The sequence below is a fragment of the Streptomyces sp. NRRL S-340 genome, assembly GCF_000720185.1.
Classification (GTDB): Bacteria; Actinomycetota; Actinomycetes; order Streptomycetales; family Streptomycetaceae; genus Streptomyces.
The window spans coordinates 36,473-53,188 of record NZ_JOIY01000027.1 but is presented as its reverse complement, the minus strand read 5'-3'; the positions used below and the strand labels follow the sequence as shown (position 1 = coordinate 53,188).

Here is a 16,716-nt window from a genome sequence, read left to right as displayed (position 1 = left end):
CCACTTGACAGTCACCACCGGCCGTGGGGTACTGCGGATGCGAAGCCGGGCGGGCCAGTACGGGGGTGAGTCCAGTGCCGGAGCCGCGCTATCCCAGTGTTCCCGAACTCGTGGCCTCGGCCCGGTCGCTGGCCGCGCACCGGCCGGGCCTGTGCACCCTGGACCAGGTCGGCGTCTCCCGCGCGGGCAGACCGCTGCACCTGCTGTCCGTCGGCCGTGCCCGGCGGGCCGTCCTGGTGGTCGCGGGCGCCCACGCCAACGAGCCCACGGGCGGTTCGACCCTCCTCGCACTGGCACGCCGGGTGCTGACCGAGCGGGAACTGCGGGCCGGGACCTCCTGGCACTTCCTGCTCTGCGCGGACCCGGACGGGGCGAGCCTGCACGTGACGCCGGCCCCGCGCAGCCTGCTCGACTACCACCACGGCTTCTTCCGCCCGGCCGGGGCGGAGCAGCCGGAGTGGTCGCCGTCCGTGCTGCCGCCCGACCGGCTGCCGCCCGAGACCCGTGCGCTGACCGGTGTCATCGACGCGCTGCGGCCCTACCTCCAGGTGACCCTGCACGGCACGGAGCTGGGCGGCAGCTGGGTGCAGCTCACCCGCGACGTCCCGGGGCTGGCGGAACCTTTCGCCAAGTCGGCGGCGGAGCTGCACATCCCGGTGGAGACGGGCGCCTGCGACGCGGCCGGCTGGCCCGTCTCCGGGCCCGGCGTACGGGTGATGCCGACGCCCGGCTCAGCGCCGGCGTACCCGAGCCTGCCCGACGACGCGCGGCTGAGCACGTGGTACCGCGCCCACCGCCACGGCGGCCTGACGGCGGTCGTGGAGGTCCCGATGTGGGCGAGCGACCTGGTCGACGACCCGGCCCCGCACCCCGCTCCGCAGGCGGCGATACGACGGCTGGCGGCCCGGCTGCTGCGGGACGCGCGGGAGGTGGAGCTGGTGCTCGCCGACGCGCTGCCCCGGCTGCGGGGCGCCGACGGGCCGCTGCTGCGCGCGGCGCGCTGGGGGCTGGGCCTGGTGCCGGGGCTCGCGGCGGACTGGGTGCACACCCCGCCCGCCGACACGACGATGGCCTACGTCGGCAGCGTCGACGCGTTCGGCCGCCGGCTGCCGCTGCGGGCCGCCGCGATGCTGCTGCGGGTGCTGCGCGAGGCCGACGACCGGGCCGCGCCGGGCCTCGAACGGCTCGTCGCGACCTGGAGCACGGCCTTCGCGGACCGCTTCCGGGCCCGCTGGGTGCCGCTGGAGCACCAGGTCGAGCACCAGTCCCGCACGGTGGTGGAGACGGCCCGCCACGCCCGGGACGTGGGCGCGTGAGGGCGGGGACGCGGACGGGTGCCCGCGCCCCCGCCGGCGCGGATCCTCACCCGTCCAGCGTGAACACGTTCCCCGTCCGGGCGTTCATCTCGCACGCGTTGGCGAAGGTCTCCGTGTAGTCGACCGCGCGTCCCTGCCACTCGCCGCGCGCCTGGACGGTCACGGGGGCGTAGATCATCGAGCAGAAGACGTCCTTGCGGGGAATGCCGCGGATGTCGCCGCGCGCCGACCGCAGCTCGGCGCAGGCCTGGGCCGCGTGGGAGTGCCCGTGGGGCGGGTCGCACAGCAGCAGGGTGCCGCGGGTGTCACCGCCCGAGCGGGTGTCGCCGTGGGTGACGGTGACGTAGAGCCAGTCGCCGCGGTCCGCCTGCCGCGGGGAGGTCCGGGCCGCCTGGGCGGGGACCGCGGCCGCGATGAGGAGGGCCGCGGTGACCGGCAGCCCGCGGCGCAGCCACCGGGTCGCCGCCTTGGTGATGGAGTGGGTCATGGCCGGTGTATCGGCACGCCGCCGCGCGGACCGCAGTCCCGCTCACCCGAACGGGAGCACCGCCGGGCCTCCCGCTGCCCCGTCCGGGGGCGGTCCGGGCCGCTCAGTCCGCCGAGAGCCGGTACGTCACCTGCCCGAAGCCCACCTGGTCGCCCTCGCGGACGACGGCCGCGCCGGTCACCCGCCGGCCGTTGACGGTGGTGCCGTTGGTCGAGCCGAGGTCGCGCAGGATCCACAGACCGCCCTGCCGGCGCAGTTCGGCGTGGGCCCGCGAGACGGTCTCGTGGTTCAGTCTCAGGCCGCTCGCCGGGTCGCGGCCTATGCGCAGCGGATGGCCTCCGGCCGGGTGCGGCAGCAGCAGCTTGGGCAGCCGCTCGGCCTGCCAGGCCCTGCGCAGCCGTACGGTGAAGCCGGAGACGGCCTCCACGGTGCCGAACACCATGCGGGAGAGCCTGCCCTCGGTGGACAGGTCCGAGGTCAGCACCGCGAGTTCGTCGGGGCGACGGGCGGCCAGCGCCAGTTCCATGCGCCGCACGAACGTGTCGTGCGACAGCCGGCCCGCCGCGACGCCGTCGCGCAGCACCTTCAGTGCCCGGTCGCGCTCCGCGTCGGACAACCGCGCGGGGTACGGATGGATCTCGAAGGACGACGTCACGTTCGTGATTGTCGGCCAACGGCCGCGGGGTGTCCAGGAAACGCGAGGAGGGCCACGCGGCGCGCCGAAGTGACGACACCTCGCGCGAATGGGTGGATTCAAAAGCGCATCGACCTCCTTTGGAGGACGATGGAGGACTCCGTCACGGTGGACAGACGAAGGGGAACCGTCCGTGCAGTTCGAGGTGTGGGCACCGCAGGCCGGCCGTGTGACGCTCCAGTGCGACGGCGCCACGCGCGCGCTGGAGCGCGATCCCGAGCGGCCGGGATGGTGGAGCGGGCAGGCCGCCGCGCGGGACGGCTCGCGCTACGGCTTCGCCCTGGACGACGGCCCCGTGCTGCCCGATCCGCGGTCGCGGCGGCAGCCGGACGGCCCGGACGGGCTGAGCGCGGTGGTCGACCACGGGCGCCATGCCTGGCGCACCCCCGACTGGCCGGGGCACCCGCTGCCCGGCGCGGTCCTCTACGAGCTGCACGTGGGCACGTACACGCGCGAGGGCACGTTCGACGCGGCGGCGGCACGCCTGGAGCACCTGACCGGACTCGGCGTCACGCACGTGGAGTTGATGCCCGTGTGCCCGTTCCCCGGCCGGCACGGCTGGGGCTACGACGGGGTGTCGCTGTGGGCGGTGCACGAGCCCTACGGCGGACCGGAGGGGCTGAAGCGCTTCGTCGACCGGGCGCACGAGCTGGGGCTGGGCGTGGTCCTGGACGTGGTGCACAACCACCTGGGCCCCTCGGGGAACCACCTTCCGCGTTTCGGCCCGTACTTCACGGACACCCATCACACGCCGTGGGGCTCCGCCGTCAACCTGGACGCGCCCGGCTCCGACGAGGTGCGCGACTTCCTGGTCGGCAGCGCGCTGGCCTGGCTGCGCGACTACCGGCTCGACGGGCTGCGCCTGGACGCGGTGCACGCGCTGGTGGACACCCGCGCGCGCCACTTCCTGGAGGAGCTGTCCACGGCCGTGGACGCGCTCTCGGCGGACCTCGGCCGCCCGCTGTTCCTGATCGCGGAGTCGGACCTGAACGACCCGCGGCTGATCACCCCGCGCGCGGAGCACGGCCTCGGGCTGCACGCCCAGTGGAGCGACGACTTCCACCACGCGCTGCACGCGGCCGTGACGGGCGAGTCCCAGGGCTACTACGCCGACTTCGCGCGGGCCCCGCTCGCCGCGGTCGCCAAGACGCTCACCGGCGGCTACTTCCACGACGGGACGTACTCCAGCTTCCGGGGCCGCCACCACGGCCGCCCCCTGGACCGCACCCGCGTGGCCGGCCACCGGCTGCTCGGCTACGCCCAGACCCACGACCAGGTCGGCAACCGGGCCCAGGGCGACCGGCTGTCCGGCCTGCTGGCGGACGCGCCGGGGCTGCTGGCGTGCGCGGCCACGCTGACGCTGACCGCGCCGTTCACGCCGATGCTCTTCATGGGTGAGGAGTGGGCGGCGGGCACCCCGTGGCAGTTCTTCACCGACCACACCGACCCGGACCTGGCCGAGGCCGTGCGCCGGGGCAGGCGGAGGGAGTTCGCGGCGCACGGGTGGGCGGAGGAGGACGTGCCCGATCCGCAGGACGAGGCGACCCGGGACCGCTCCTGCCTGGACTGGTCCGAGCCGGAACGCGAGCCGCACGCGCGCGTGCTGGCCTGGTACCGGCGGCTGATCGCGCTCCGGCGCCGGCTGCCGGACCTCACCGACCCCGACCTCGCCGCGACCCGGGTCGCCTACGACGAGGAGGCGCGCTGGCTGGCCTTCCGGCGCGGGGACGTACGGGTGGCCGTCAACCTCGGCACCGGTGCGGCGGCGATCCCGCTGGGCACCCGGCCGGCCCGGGTGCTCGCCGCCTGGGAGCCGGTCGAGGCACCCGACGAGGACGGTCTGCTGCGCCTGCCCGGCCGGTCGTGCGTGGTGCTGGCGCAGAGCTGAGCCCGCACCGCCCTCGCCCGGCCGCGGGGCCGCCGCAGCCCCCGCCCTCGTTCCGGTGCGGCCTCCCGCCGTCGCCGGCCTCGTCGAGGTGCGGGGCCCTCGCCGTGGCCGGCCTCGTCAGCGTGCGGCGTCCCCGGCGTCCCCGCCTTCGTCCGGGTCCGGGTCCGTGCCCGGGTCCGCGTCCTCGCGGAATTCCGTGACCCGCTCCAGGAGGATCGCCTCCCAGGCGTGCCGCAACTGGACCCGCAGCAGCGGCAGCGGGCTGTCGTCGCGGCCCTCCAGGCGGGCGGCGAGGCGGATCACGGTGTCGCAGCGGGCCAGCCACAGGCCGCGCAGGCAGGGCCGGGCCCCGTACCCGGCGAGGGTGGCGGCGCGCACGGCGGCGGGTGACCCGACGGCCAGGGCGAGGCCCGCGATGTCCTCGGCGGGGTCGCCGACGGCCGCGTCGGTCCAGTCCAGAACGCCGCGGACCCGGCCGTCGGGGGCGACCACCAGGTGCTCGGCCGACAGGCCGTGGTGGACGAGGACCGCCGTGCCCGGCTGGGCGGCCAGCTGGGCCGCGGCGGACGGGGCGAGCTGGTGCATCCGCGCGGGTTCGAACTCGTCGGCCTTCCCGAGGAGTTCCGCGGCGTGCACGGCCATCCGGCGCAGCGCCTCCAGGGAGCGGGGGGCGGCGCGCGGCACGCCGAGCGTCTCGGCCTGCCGGACGGGCACCGCGCGCAGCCCGGTGAGCAGCCCGGCCAGGTCGTCCTCGCCGAGGGCGGAGACCTCGTGCTCGCCGGCCGTGCCGCCGGGGATCCTCGTGTCCAGGGTGTACGCCAGTCCGGGCGCCCAGTCGCCGTGCGCCACGCTCGCGGGGACGGCCACCGGCAGGTGCGGGCGGGCCAGGTCGCGCAGGCGCAGTTCGCGGCGCCGGCGCGCGGAGGCGGCACGGTCGGGGGCGAGGCGCAGCACATGGCGGGCGCCGACCCACCAGGTGGAGTGCTCGCCGCCCTCGGCGACGGGCCGGACGTCGGGTCCGCCGGTGCCGCCGCCCCGGCCCCCCGGGCCGTCGGGGAGCAGGGTGCGGACCAGCCGGCGGACCGTGTCCGCGGTGGGTGTCGGTGCCTGGGTCATCGTCGCGCCGTGTCGTTCGGGTCGGGGGTGGGGGCTGCCGGCGGGTCAGTCCACTATGACCATCTCCCGGGTGGTGTCGTTGAGGCGGCGGCCCCCGTCCTCGGTGACCGTCACGATGTCCTCGATCCGCACTCCGAAGCGGCCGGGCAGGTAGATGCCGGGTTCCACGGAGAAGCACATGCCGGGCACGAGGGGCTGCTCCTCCCCTTCGATCATGTACGGCGGCTCGTGCGTGGTGACGCCGATGCCGTGGCCGGTGCGGTGGATGAAGTACTCGCCGTACCCGGCGTCCGCGACGACCGCGCGGGCGGCCCGGTCGACGTCCTGGCAGGCGGCGCCCGGACGCACGGCGCGGAAGCCCGCCTCCTGGGCCTCGCGGACGACGTCGTGCACCCGGCGTTCCTCGTCCGTGGGTTCGCCGACGTGGACGGTGCGGGTGGTGTCGGAGCCGTAGCCGTCCTTGAGGCCGCCGAAGTCGAGGACGACCATGTCGCCGCGCTCGATGACCCGGTCGCCCATCTCGTGGTGCGGGTTGGCGCCGTTGGGGCCGGAACCGACGATGGTGAAGTCCACCTGGGAGTGGCCGAAGCGCCGCAGCAGGGCGGCGAGGTCGGCGCCGACCTCGAACTCGCGGCGCCCGGCGAAGCGGACCGTGCGGATCTCCTCGAAGGCCTGGTCGGCGGCGGCCGCGGCGGCGGCCAGGAGTTCGAGTTCGGCGGCGTCCTTGACGGCCCGGAGCATGGGCAGGGCCTCGGTGAGGGAGGCGTAGGAGGTGCCGGGCAGGGTCCGCTGGAGGCCCAGCAGGTGCATGGCCCACGCGTTGTCACTGATGCCGAAGCGGCCGCGGGCGTCGAGGAGGGCGGCGGTGACGGCGTAGGGGTCCTTGCCGTCGGTCCAGTCGCGCAGGGTCATCGCGGGCGCGCCGGTGGCCCGGGCGGCGTCCGGGGCCTCCAGGGTCGGGACGACGAGGACGGGGTCCTGCCCGGGGGCCAGGACCAGCAGGGTGAGCCGTTCGGTGTCGGCGGGCGGCGCGTAGCCGGTGAGCCACACCATGTCGGGGCCGGGGGCCACGAGGAGTCCCGCGAGCCCGGCGTCGGCCGCCGCCCGTGCGGCGCGTGCCATCCGGGCCCGGTAGTCGTCGGCGGTGAAGGGCGCGGGCGCGGTGCCGGTCATCCGGTCCTCCGTGTGCGGCTGGGGTGCGGTGAGGGACGAGCAGTGACCACGGGCAGCATCCTGCCCGCGCGCGAGGGGCCGCGCGAGCCGGTCGGCGGGCCCGACGGGTCACGCCCCCATCCTCGCCGGTGGGACGGCCCGAGGACCACCGCTTTGCCGGATCCATGTTAATGGTCAATGCTTGCCCAACCATTAATCCTCGTGGTGGGATCGCCTCACTGCCATGAGCCGGGGGACCGGGCGACAGGAGGGCGACGCCGTGCTCGTCATCGCGCACATCAGCGATCTGCATCTGGACGGCACCGCGCGGGCGACGGAACGCGCCGTGCGGGTGCGTGACACGCTCTGGGAGCTGCCGGGCCGGGTGGACGCGCTGCTGGTGACCGGGGACATCGCCGACCACGGCGCGGAGGCCGAGTACGAGGAGGCCGCGGCGCTGCTGGGACTGGCCGGCGGGGCCGCGCCGTTCCCGGTGCTCACCTGCCCCGGCAATCACGACGACCGCGCCGCCTACCGCAAGGCGCTGCTGGGCCGGGCGGCGACCGGCGGACCGGTCAACTCCGTGCACGTCCTCGACGGCGCGGCGGTGCTGATGTGCGACTCCAGCATCCCGGGCAGCGACGAGGGCGCCCTCGACGAGGAGACGTACGGCTGGATCGAGCAGACGCTCGACGGCCTCGGCGACGGCGTACCGGCGCTGCTGGCCCTGCACCATCCGCCGGTCGCACTGCACCACCCCCTGCCCGACCGCTACCGGCTGCGCGAGCCGCACCGGCTGGCCGCCCTGCTGCGGCGGCGGCCCGCGATCGCCGGGCTGATCACCGGGCACGCCCACACGGCCGCCGCCACGACGTTCGCCGGGCGGCCGCTCGTCGTCGGCCCCGGGGTCACCTGGACACTGCGGCTGCCCTGGGAGGGCGAGGGCGCGGCGGACCGGGACGCTCCGCCCGGAGTCGCCTACCACGTCCTGGACGACGAGGGGCGCCTGACGAGCCACTTCCGGGTCGCCGGGTGATCCCTGGCCCGATCCGCGGCGTCAGGTGGCCCGCGACTTGATAGGGGGCGCCGGGTGTGATCCGTGACGTCAGGTGGCCGGCGGCCTGATCCGTGGCATCAAGCGGCCCGGCATCTGTTGGGTGGCGCCCGGTGTGCCGTGACGTCAGGTGAGGACGCCCGGCGTGACGTGGAGCTGCTGGTACCCGCCGCCGGGGTGCCGCACGGTCAGGACCACCCGGTGGCCCGGGCCGGCCCCGGCCACCGCGCGCGCGAGGTCCGCCGCCGAGTCGATCCGCGTTCCGTCGAACACGAGCAGGACGTCCCCGCGGACCAGCCCGGCCGAGTACGCGGGCCCCGGCACGTGCACACCGACGACCCGGGCTCCGGGCCCGTCGTCGTCCACCGCCTCCAGCCCGAGGGCCGGGCCCACCGGCGCGGGCGCGTCACTCGCGGCCGGTGTCCGGCCCGCCGGCCCGGACCTCGCCGGCGGCGCCTGCCCGGCGGCGGCCGCCGCCCCCGCCGTCCCCGCCAGGCGCTGCACCTCGGCCAGCCTGCTCATGCCGATGACCGTGGCGCCCACCGCGCCCAGGCCGACACCGGCCAGCAGCAGGACCAGGCCCGCGACCAGGCCGCACACCGCCGCGGTGAACCGGCGGCCCCGCCGGTTCCCGGGCTGCGGGCGGACGCGCTCGCGCGCGGCGCCCGCACCGGGCTCGCCGCCGGGCAACGGCTTGGGTCGCAACGCAGTCTGTTCCATCGTTCTCCTCCGGCCTCCTTCGGCCTCCGGCTGGTGCCTACCCGGCTCCCGGGCCCGCCACGAGCCACGAACGAGTGAGACTGAAGGCGACGGGAGGAAAAGCGGCGGGACTGAGCGGCCGCCCACGGCGAGCGCCTGTGCCGGGGACGGGTTGTCGGCGGTGATGACTGTTGTCGGGCACGGCGGTTGGCAGTGATGACTGTTGTCGGGCACGGCGGTTGGCGGGGACGGTTGTTTTCTGTGATGACTGTCGTCGGGGACGGCTGAGGTCGGGGACGTCTGCCCGCGGCAAAGGCCGTTGTCGGTGGCGGCTGCCCGCGGCGAGGACCGCTGCCGGTGAGGGCTGTTACGTTCGGCGGCATGAGCGACCACCTCCTGCGCAAGCTGCGGAGCAGCCCGCGCCTGGCCGAACTGGCGGCCTTCCCCTTCGAGTTCGACCTGGGAAGCGCCGACCACGTCGAGCCGGTCCGGCTCGCCTCCGGCGGCCCCCTGGAGCCGATCGCGGGCGACGCGTCGGGCGGCACGTACTTCGTGTGCGGCGACGGCTCCGTGCTCTACGCCGACTCTGAGGGCTCGGCGGGGATCATCGGCTCCGACGTGGACACGGCGCTCGAGGTGCTCATCGGCCTGCCCGGGTGGCAGGACTGCCTGGACCTGTCACCGGCCGACGGCGCGGAGGAGATCCTCGCCCTGGTCGCCGAGTCCGAGGCGGAGATGCGCGAGGACTACGGCATCGACGAGGAGCGGGCCGAACTGCGTGCCGCCCTCGGCCTGCCCGAGCGCTCGCCCGTGGAACTCGTCGCGCTGCTGCACGCGGCGCTGCTGCGCACCGAGCCCGGCTTCCTGCTGCTCAACGCCGAGGAGGGATGTGCCTACGCCCTGCTGGACTCCCACCCCCGGCCGACGTTGCGCGAGACGGTCCTCGCCCACGCCCCCGACGCGCTCCCCCGGCCCGCGACCGGCCCCGACGGGCCACGCGGTCCCGGTGAACCGCTGCTCGCCTGGGCCGGGCCGGCCGTGGACCTGGGCCTGAGGGAGCACGCACGGGCGGCCCTGATCCGCGGGCTGGACGAGATCGTCATGAACCAGAGCACGCGGCGCTGGCCCGGACCGGCGCCGACCGCCGCGCCCCCACACCCTGACCTCCACCGCCCCCGGCTCCGGCACGGGCACCGGGGCCGGCCCCCGCACCGGGCGGAGCTGAACCGGTGCCCGTTCAGCCGACGGGCAGGGCGGGGGCCGGCGGGTGGTCGGGGAGGAAGGCGTGGGCGCGGCGGGCGAGCCACTCTGCCTTGTAGCGGTTCACGTTCCGGTGCCAGTTCAGAATCCCGGCCAGCCAGTTCTCCAGGTCCGCGACATACCGCCCCATGGCCGCGCGGGCCTCCGACGACAGCTGGAAGTCGTCGTAGACCACGGGCAGTTCGTGCGCGACGACGTGTTCGAACTGGCGCATGCGCTGGGTCATCAGATCGTGCACGACGGCGAGCGCCGCGGGGTAGCCGATGCCGAAGAAGTGCTGCACGACGAGGATCGCGTTGTGGATCTCGCCCTCGTACTCGATCTCCTTCTGGTACGAGAAGACGTCGTTGAGCAGGCAGGCATAGTCCATGGCCGCGTTCTCCAGGGAACGGACCGGGCCGCTGCGGTAGACCTCGGGCGGGATCGCCGGGCCGTGACCCATCCGGCACAGGCTGAGGGTGAGGTCGGAGCCGAAGGTGGCGCGCCGCATCTCCAGGTAGTCGACGGGGTCGGGCACCCGGTTCTGCATCTGGTTGGACAGCTCCCACACCCAGCTCTCGGTCATCGAGTCGACCGCGTGTTTGAAGGTGCGCCGCTGGTCCGGGGTCATCGCGGCGGTGGTCCGGGCCCACAGATCGGCCAGAGCGCGCTCCATGGCGTTGAGGGGGGCGGGGACCTCCTCGCCGTCGACCGGCATGCACGCCGACAGACGGGCCGTGGTCAGCCGCGCGGCGGCGAGGTCGCGGCGGTGGCCGTAGACCAGTGGGTAGTAGTCGTCGCCGTAGGTGCCCCAGGCGAGCCACTGCGCGCTCAGGTCGAGTTCCCCGGGTGCCGCGTCCGGGTCCAGCCCCGCCGAGCACAGGGCCAGGTCGTAGGCGGCGAGCTTGTCCTCGTCCCAGACGCCTTCCGTGAGGATGCCCATCCGGTGGCACCAGTCGGCGAGCCGGGCCCGTGAGCGCTCCAGGTGCGGGCTCAGCTCCAGCGGGAAGGGCATGTACAGGTCGGGGATGCGCGAGGGGCCTACCTTCTGGTACGGGACGTGGGTGTAGGCGCGCAGGCGTTCGGCGCCGGCCGCGGCGAGCAGCGCGCCCACGTCGACGGCCGAGGTGCCGGGTCCGGACGGGGTCTGCCAGGGGTTGACCGGGCGTGCCCGGGCGTTCATGTACCGGCTGGAGCGCATGTGCCATTCGTGGCCGCCGGACTGCCAGTCCTGCAGGCCCTTGGTGTACGCCGCCACCGCCGCGATCTCGCCGGGGGTGAGGCCGTGCTCCGCGGCCACGGCGGGCACCTCGGTGAGCGCGGTGTGCTCGAACTGGTGCAGGCGCGAGGTGAGGACGTCGTTGACGGTGTCCGCGGCCTCCTGGGTGGTGCAGCCGAAGAAGGTCTCCAGGACCAGCACGCCGTTGCTCAGCTCACCCTCGTCCTCCACCTCCCGCTGGTAGGAGAACAGGTCGTTGCGCAGGTGCACGGCGTCGGAGAAGGTCTCCATCAGCACCCTGAGCGGCCTCGACCGCGCGACGGACGCGGGCACTTCGGCGGTGGCGTACTCCACGAGCCCCGCCGACCAGGGGGCGCCGCCGACCTTGCGGCGCATCTCGATGTACTCGACGGGGTTGGCGATCCGCCCCTCGTTGATGTTGGACAGCTCCCACAGGGACTCGTTCAGCAGGTGCTCGGTGGCCACCGCGAACCGGCGTCGCCAGCCGGCCGACATCGACGGGACCGTGCGCGCCCACAGGTCGGCCAGGCCGGCCTCCACCGGGTTCTGCGGCTCGGGGACTTCGGCGCCGTCGTCCAGGGGCATGAACAGGGGCAGCCGGTCCAGGTAGGCCTTGCCGCCGGTCCGGTCCTGGGTGCGCTTGAACGTCTCCAGGAAGTGGTCGTCGAAGAAGAAGACCCACACGTACCAGTCGGTGATCAGGGACAGGGCGGGGCCGTCGCAGTCGGGGTGGGTGTAGGCGCACAGCAGTCCGTAGTCGTGCGCGTCGAGATCGGACTGGTCCCAGATCCCGGAGCCCTCCAGCATGCCCATGTTGCGCGCCCACCGCGTGGAGTGGGCGCGCGCCTCGTCGAGGTGCGGGTTCAGCCGCGCGGGGTACGGCATGTAGAAGTGCGGTAGTTCGAAGGGCTGCTGCGTCATGGCCGGGCCCTACCCGGCGTGCCCGGCAGCCATCCTCCGGCACGCATCCGATCACACCATCGCGTGAATCACCGCCGAACGCGCCCCGGGCGCGGGTCCGGTGACGTCGGACGCCGTCGCCCGCGGGCCGCCCCCGACGGACGTCAGGGGTCCGGTGCGGTCGTTCGGACCGGGTCTCCGGCTGTTCCGGTCCCTGCGGTCGGCCTCATGGAACGAGAACCGCGGAAGAATGTCCGAGCCGGCCGGCCGCTCGGCGCGCCGGCCGTCCTGGCCGTGGGTGCGGGAGCCGTCATGCGGCTCTCCCCCGGCGGGCTGGGCGAGGCACCGTCGGTGATGGTGCTGTCCACGCGGACGACGGTACGGACAGCGGGCACCCTCCGGCCACTGCCGGAAGTCGAATCCACGCCGGTGAGCGGCGAGCGCGGCGGGACGAGCACCGCACGGGCCGCACTCTCGCGCGGCCCGGTCAGCCGCGACCGGTCAGCCGGGGCCCGGTCAGCGGGTCAGCGGATCGGCGAGGGCGGTCTCCCGCTCCAGCTGGGCGGCGAGGCCGAGGTAGCGCGGTCGCCGGGGGACGGGCACCAGGCCGCGGATCAGCAGGTGCCACATCTCGGTCGTCCTGCGCGGCAGCCGGGCCACCGGTTCCAGGGGCCGGCCCGCGACCCGGGTGCCGACGAAGAAGGAGACCAGGGAGCGCGCGGCGGCATGGACGTCGACGTCGGGGTGGACGTCGGCCTCCCGCACCGCGGCGAGGAGCCGGTTCGTGGCGATCTCCAGCCACTCCGTGAAGGGGTGGCGCAGCGGTGGCCGCACCTCGACGCCGCCGGTGGCGAGCCGGAAGCCCGCGCGGACGACCGGACCCTCGACGGACAGCCGGGTGAAGGCGAAGGTGATGCGCATCAGCGCTTCCAGGGACGGACAACCCCGCTCCTCCACCTCGCCCGTCACCTGGCGCACGGCCCGGGACTGAAGCTCCATGATGGCGTGGGCCAGGTCCTCCTTGGCCGCGAAATGGAAGTACAGGGCGCCCTTGGTGACCTGGGCGTGCTCGACGATGTCGCTCAGGCTGGTGCGCTCGTAGCCGTGCCGGTCGAACAGGTCGGCAGCCGCCGTGATGATCGTCGAGCGTGTCTGCTCGGCGCGTAACTGCCTCGCCATGGCCAGAAGACTCCTGCTCTAACGAACGGGGCGCGCTGTTTGTTTCCTGCTCGTTCCACGATAGCCCACCGGCCAACCCCGTCACCAGACAGGTGAGTTGGTTCGTTCATGGCGACACACCGGTCTAAAAGCTGCCAAATACGCACAAACGGAGGAGTGTTCAAAACCAGCAGGACGGTTTCTTCTGTACCGCCTCGTGGGATCGCACGGGTGGGGATCCGGCGACCGGTGGAAGGCGACCGGTACTCGTCGGCGCCGCGCGGAACTTATCCGCGCCGCCGCTAGTTTCTACGGTGCTGTAGAACTGAACGATCCGACATTTGGAGAGCACCATGGCCCTGTGGGACCGCATCAAGGATTCCGCGACGCAGATGCAGACCCAGCTGGTGGCGAAGAAGAACGACCTGAAGAGCGGCGCCTTCCGTGACGCGAGCATGGCGATGTGCGCGCTCGTGGCCGCCGCCGACGGCACCGTGGACCCCTCGGAACGCCGGCGCGTCGCCCAGCTGATCGCCGGCAACGAGGTCCTGCAGAACTTCCCCGCGGACGACCTGCGCCGCCGCTTCGAGGAGAACCTGGACAAGCTGACCGCCGACTTCGACTTCGGCAAGGTGAGCGTGCTCCAGGAGATCGCCAAGGCGAAGAAGAAGCCCGCAGAGGCGCGGGCCGTCGTCCAGATCGGCATCGTGATCGGCGGCGCGGACGGCGACTTCGACAAGACCGAGCGGGCCGTGGTCCGTGAGGCCTGCTACGCGCTGGACCTGCCGCCGCACGAGTTCGACCTCTGAGAAGCGCCGCCGGCACCGCCGCGCCGCCCGTCGCCGCCCGCCCGCGCGATCACAGTCCCGCCAGGACCGGCAGGATCTCGGTCGCGGTGGTGACGTCCGCCGTCAGCGGGCGGTCCTCGGTGCCGGCGGGCAGCGCGGCGGCGGCCACGGCGAAGGCCGCGGTGCGCGGCGGCCGCGCACGCCGGCGCAACGCCCGGACGGCGACCACCAGTTCGCACGCCAGGACGGTCGCGTAGGCGTCCACCGCGCGCAGCGCCTGGCGGGCTGCCTGGGAGGCGAAGCTGGCGGCCTCCTCCAGGCCGTGGGAGAGCACCGCGTGACCGGCCGAGGCGGGCGCGGCGCAGGCGCGCAGCTCGGCGAGGGCGGAGTTCGCGGTGTACTCCAGGATCATCGTGCCGGAGCTGCCCGGCGGACCTTCGGCCAGGAAGGCGGGCAGGCCGGTGAGGTCCGGGCGGCCCAGCGCGGCGAGACGGGCGGCCGACAGCTGGGCGGTCTGCAGCACGGCGAGGTCGAGGGCGTCCAGGGCGAGGCCGAGCGGGGCCGCGTAGAAGCCGCCGTGGTGGTAGGCCGTCGTGCCGTCGGCGCTGATGAGCGGGTTCTCCGAGGGGCAGTTGACCTCCACCTCGACGATGTGCCGCAGCGCGTCCGCCGCTTGGAGGGCGGGGCCGTGCGCCTGCGGGAAGGCGCGGAAACCGAACGGGTCCTGGATCCGTTGCTCTCCGGTGCCGTGCGGCGGGCCGGGCGGCCCGGACAGTCGCCGCACCTCCGCGGCGGCGCGGGCGGCCCCGGGGTAGGGGCGCAGCGCGTGGACCTGGTCGGCGTACGCCTCCAGGGAACCGGAGACCGCGGCGAGCGACAGGGCGGCCACGGCGTGCGTGGCGCGCAGCAGCACGTCGAGGTCGTGGCAGGCGAGCGCGGCCTGGCCGAGGGTGAGCGCGTTGCTGCTGAGCAGTGCGAGCGCGTCGCCGGGCTGCGGCACTACGGGGGCGGGCAGCGCGGGAACGGCGGTGGCGGTGCCCGCGAGGGGCGCCTCCCGCGCCGCGCCGCCCGGACGCGGTGACATCTCGGCCGCGGGACCCGGACGGTGCTCCGGCTCCGCCACAGGGCCCGCGCGGTGCCCCGTCTCCGCGCCGCCGCCCGGACCGGGCGAGGTCTGCGCCGCACGGTATCCGCGCGCGGGCGGGACGCCGTCGGCCGGGGTGTTCTCCACGAGGGCGCCCGGCGTCAGGGATCCGCCGAGTCCGTCGCCCGGGTCGCGGCGCCCGGGCACGCCCTGCTGCGGTGCCATCGCGCGGGACCGGCCCGCGCCGGCCGGGGTGCCGTTCAGCCAGGGGCGTTCGCCGATGAGGGTCAGGCCCGTCTGCGCGAGGGCCGTCAGGTCTCCGGTGCCCAGGCCGCCGTACTCGTTGACCGCCGGGTGCACACCGAGCCGGAGTGCCTCGGTGAGGGCGGTGACGAAAGCGGGCTGGATGCCGGAGCCGCCGGCGAGGAGCTGGTTGGCGCGGACGGCCAGCATCGCCCGGATCTGCCGGGCCGGGAGCACCGCGCCCGCCCCGCCCGCGTGACTGCGCAGCAGCCGCAGGCCGTGCTCGGCCTCGTCCCGGCTGTCCACCGGCACCGAGCGGTGCGCGCCGACACCGGTGCCGCGGCCGTAGAGCCTGCCGCCCGCGGCCAGGCGCCCGGCGGCCCGCCAGGAGCGGTGGGCCCGTGCCAGCGCCTCGCGCGGTACGACGGGTTCGGCCGCGGCGTCGGCGAGGCGGACCACGCCGGCCGGCGAGAGGTGGCGGCCGTCCAGCGCGACACGGGTGTCCTCCGCGTCCCGGGGCGCCCGCGTCGCACTGTCCACTGCCGGTCCGGTCAGACGAGACCGGCCGACTTCAGCCAGGCCTTGGCCACGTCCAGCGGGTCCTTGTTCTGCGACTGCACCTGCGTGTCGAGGTCCAGCAGGGTGGCCGTGTCCAGCTTGGCGGAGAGCGCGTTGAGCGCTTCGACGCCCTTCTGGTCGAGTCCGCTCTTGTAGACGAGCGGCTGGACGTTCTCGAACCCGAAGAGGTTCTTCGGGTCCTGCAGGACGACGAACTTCTCCTTGGCGATGGTCGGGTCCGTGGTGAAGACGTCCGCGGCCTGCACGGTGTCCTTCTTCAGCGCCGCCTGGGTCAGCGGGCCGCCCGCGTCCAGCGCCTTGAAGGACTTGAACTCCAGCCCGTACAGCGACTTCAGGCCGAGCAGGCCCTGCCGGCGCGTCTGGAACTCGGGCGAGCCGCCGATGACGATGTCCTTCGCGGCGTCCTTGAGGTCCGCGATGGAGGACTTGTCGGTCAGCCGGTACTTCTCCGCCGTCGCGGCGTTGACGGTGACCGAGTCCTTGTTCTGCGCGGGCGACGGCTCCAGCAGCGTCAGCTTGGGGTCGAGCTTGGCGTTGATCGCGGCCGTCGTGGCGGCGACCGTCTTCGGGGCGGCGTTCTTGTCCAGGTAGGCCAGCAGCGCGCCGTTGTACTCGGGCAGGACGGTCACGGAACCGTTCTTGAGCAGACCGTAGGTGGTCTCGCGGCTGCCGATGTTGTGCTTGTAGGTGACCTTGACACCCTTGGCCTTCAGGGCCTCGCCGTAGATGTCGGCCAGCAGGATGCTCTCGGCGAAGTTGTTGGAGCCGACGACCACGCTGTCACCGCTCGCCTTGCCGCCCGCGAGCGGGTCGCTGCCGGACTTGTCGCCGGAGGACGAACACCCGGCGAGGAGTGCGACGGTGGCGGCGAGGGCGACGGTGGCCGCGCCGGCGCGCCTCGTGCTGGACCTGGTGCTCTTCGCGTAAGAAGTCACGATTCTCGTTCCGGGTTGGGAAGTCGTGGGGCAGGGCGGGGACAAAGGAGTACGGCATGCGGAACACCGCACTTTACTGATCCAATCCAGCCGCTTCTCGATCAGTCAAGAGCAGCCAGGTCACCGATCGGCTTCGTTTCCCTG

General features: G+C 74.3%; 14 protein-coding genes. 4 read left to right on the top strand and 10 right to left on the bottom strand.

Annotated elements, in window-relative coordinates:
- Positions 1–65 precede the first annotated feature (65 nt).
- Positions 66–1,316, top strand: a complete 1,251-nt coding sequence (locus IG64_RS21350; protein ID WP_037858601.1) for a M14 family zinc carboxypeptidase — start codon at positions 66–68, stop codon at positions 1,314–1,316.
- Positions 1,317–1,362: 46 nt separating this feature from the next.
- Here the strand turns inward: IG64_RS21350 and IG64_RS21345 are convergent, their stop codons facing one another.
- Both IG64_RS21345 and IG64_RS21340 read right to left on the bottom strand, forming a co-directional pair.
- The gene (locus tag IG64_RS21345; RefSeq protein ID WP_037858598.1) at positions 1,363–1,803 is read right to left on the bottom strand and encodes an SSI family serine proteinase inhibitor; all 441 of its coding nucleotides are present in this window, start codon (positions 1,801–1,803) and stop codon (positions 1,363–1,365) included.
- Between the two features lie 103 nt (positions 1,804–1,906).
- Positions 1,907–2,458: a DUF1707 and FHA domain-containing protein gene (locus IG64_RS21340; protein WP_037858596.1), complete on the bottom strand. Its 552-nt coding sequence runs from the start codon at positions 2,456–2,458 to the stop codon at positions 1,907–1,909.
- Positions 2,459–2,630: 172 nt separating this feature from the next.
- Here IG64_RS21340 and treZ point away from each other — a divergent pair, with 172 nt between their 5' ends.
- Positions 2,631–4,385 (top strand): malto-oligosyltrehalose trehalohydrolase, encoded by a 1,755-nt coding sequence (gene treZ, locus IG64_RS21335; protein WP_037858593.1) that lies wholly within the window; start codon positions 2,631–2,633, stop codon positions 4,383–4,385.
- 117 nt (positions 4,386–4,502) lie between these two features.
- Here the strand turns inward: treZ and IG64_RS21330 are convergent, their stop codons facing one another.
- Positions 4,503–5,501, bottom strand: coding sequence for an aminoglycoside phosphotransferase family protein (locus IG64_RS21330; RefSeq protein ID WP_051813159.1), 999 nt, complete (start codon positions 5,499–5,501; stop codon positions 4,503–4,505).
- Between the two features lie 45 nt (positions 5,502–5,546).
- Positions 5,547–6,674: an aminopeptidase P family protein gene (locus IG64_RS21325; protein WP_037858591.1), complete on the bottom strand. Its 1,128-nt coding sequence runs from the start codon at positions 6,672–6,674 to the stop codon at positions 5,547–5,549.
- A gap of 259 nt (positions 6,675–6,933) precedes the next feature.
- On the opposite strand from IG64_RS21325, the gene IG64_RS21320 reads away from it, so the two are divergent.
- Positions 6,934–7,689 carry a metallophosphoesterase gene (locus IG64_RS21320; RefSeq protein ID WP_199811636.1) on the top strand — a complete coding sequence of 252 codons (756 nt, stop codon included), beginning with the start codon at positions 6,934–6,936 and terminating at the stop codon, positions 7,687–7,689.
- Positions 7,690–7,833: 144 nt separating this feature from the next.
- Here the strand turns inward: IG64_RS21320 and IG64_RS21315 are convergent, their stop codons facing one another.
- From IG64_RS21315 to IG64_RS21300, 4 genes are all read right to left on the bottom strand, one after another.
- Complete coding sequence (locus IG64_RS21315; protein ID WP_037858588.1) at positions 7,834–8,427, bottom strand: PDZ domain-containing protein; 594 nt, start codon at positions 8,425–8,427, stop codon at positions 7,834–7,836.
- Between the two features lie 657 nt (positions 8,428–9,084).
- Positions 9,085–9,357, bottom strand: coding sequence for a hypothetical protein (locus IG64_RS41225; RefSeq protein ID WP_158771609.1), 273 nt, complete (start codon positions 9,355–9,357; stop codon positions 9,085–9,087).
- 286 nt (positions 9,358–9,643) lie between these two features.
- A complete protein-coding gene (gene cyc2 / locus IG64_RS21305; RefSeq protein WP_037858584.1) occupies positions 9,644–11,806 on the bottom strand; it encodes a germacradienol/geosmin synthase Cyc2 in 2,163 nt (720 codons plus the stop codon).
- 495 nt (positions 11,807–12,301) lie between these two features.
- Positions 12,302–12,964 carry a ScbR family autoregulator-binding transcription factor gene (locus IG64_RS21300; RefSeq protein ID WP_037858582.1) on the bottom strand — a complete coding sequence of 221 codons (663 nt, stop codon included), beginning with the start codon at positions 12,962–12,964 and terminating at the stop codon, positions 12,302–12,304.
- Between the two features lie 332 nt (positions 12,965–13,296).
- On the opposite strand from IG64_RS21300, the gene IG64_RS21295 reads away from it, so the two are divergent.
- Positions 13,297–13,752, top strand: coding sequence for a tellurite resistance TerB family protein (locus IG64_RS21295; protein WP_037858579.1), 456 nt, complete (start codon positions 13,297–13,299; stop codon positions 13,750–13,752).
- Positions 13,753–13,801: 49 nt separating this feature from the next.
- Here IG64_RS21295 and IG64_RS21290 read toward each other — a convergent pair whose 3' ends face one another.
- The gene (locus IG64_RS21290; RefSeq protein ID WP_037858576.1) at positions 13,802–15,598 is read right to left on the bottom strand and encodes an aromatic amino acid lyase; all 1,797 of its coding nucleotides are present in this window, start codon (positions 15,596–15,598) and stop codon (positions 13,802–13,804) included.
- Positions 15,599–15,609: 11 nt separating this feature from the next.
- The gene (locus IG64_RS21285) at positions 15,610–16,572 is read right to left on the bottom strand and encodes an ABC transporter substrate-binding protein (RefSeq protein ID WP_037858575.1); all 963 of its coding nucleotides are present in this window, start codon (positions 16,570–16,572) and stop codon (positions 15,610–15,612) included.
- Positions 16,573–16,716 lie beyond the last annotated feature (144 nt).

Bases quoted from the DNA above. Each gene is read 5' to 3' on its own strand.
- IG64_RS21300 (WP_037858582.1), bottom strand. From the start codon at position 12,964: ATGGCGAGGCAGTTACGCGCCGAGCAGACACGCTCGACGATCATCACG.
- IG64_RS21315 (WP_037858588.1), bottom strand. From the start codon at position 8,427: ATGGAACAGACTGCGTTGCGACCCAAGCCGTTGCCCGGCGGCGAGCCC.
- IG64_RS21345 (WP_037858598.1), bottom strand. From the start codon at position 1,803: ATGACCCACTCCATCACCAAGGCGGCGACCCGGTGGCTGCGCCGCGGG.
- IG64_RS21330 (WP_051813159.1), bottom strand. From the start codon at position 5,501: ATGACCCAGGCACCGACACCCACCGCGGACACGGTCCGCCGGCTGGTC.
- cyc2 (WP_037858584.1), bottom strand. From the start codon at position 11,806: ATGACGCAGCAGCCCTTCGAACTACCGCACTTCTACATGCCGTACCCC.
- IG64_RS21325 (WP_037858591.1), bottom strand. From the start codon at position 6,674: ATGACCGGCACCGCGCCCGCGCCCTTCACCGCCGACGACTACCGGGCC.
- IG64_RS21295 (WP_037858579.1), top strand. From the start codon at position 13,297: ATGGCCCTGTGGGACCGCATCAAGGATTCCGCGACGCAGATGCAGACC.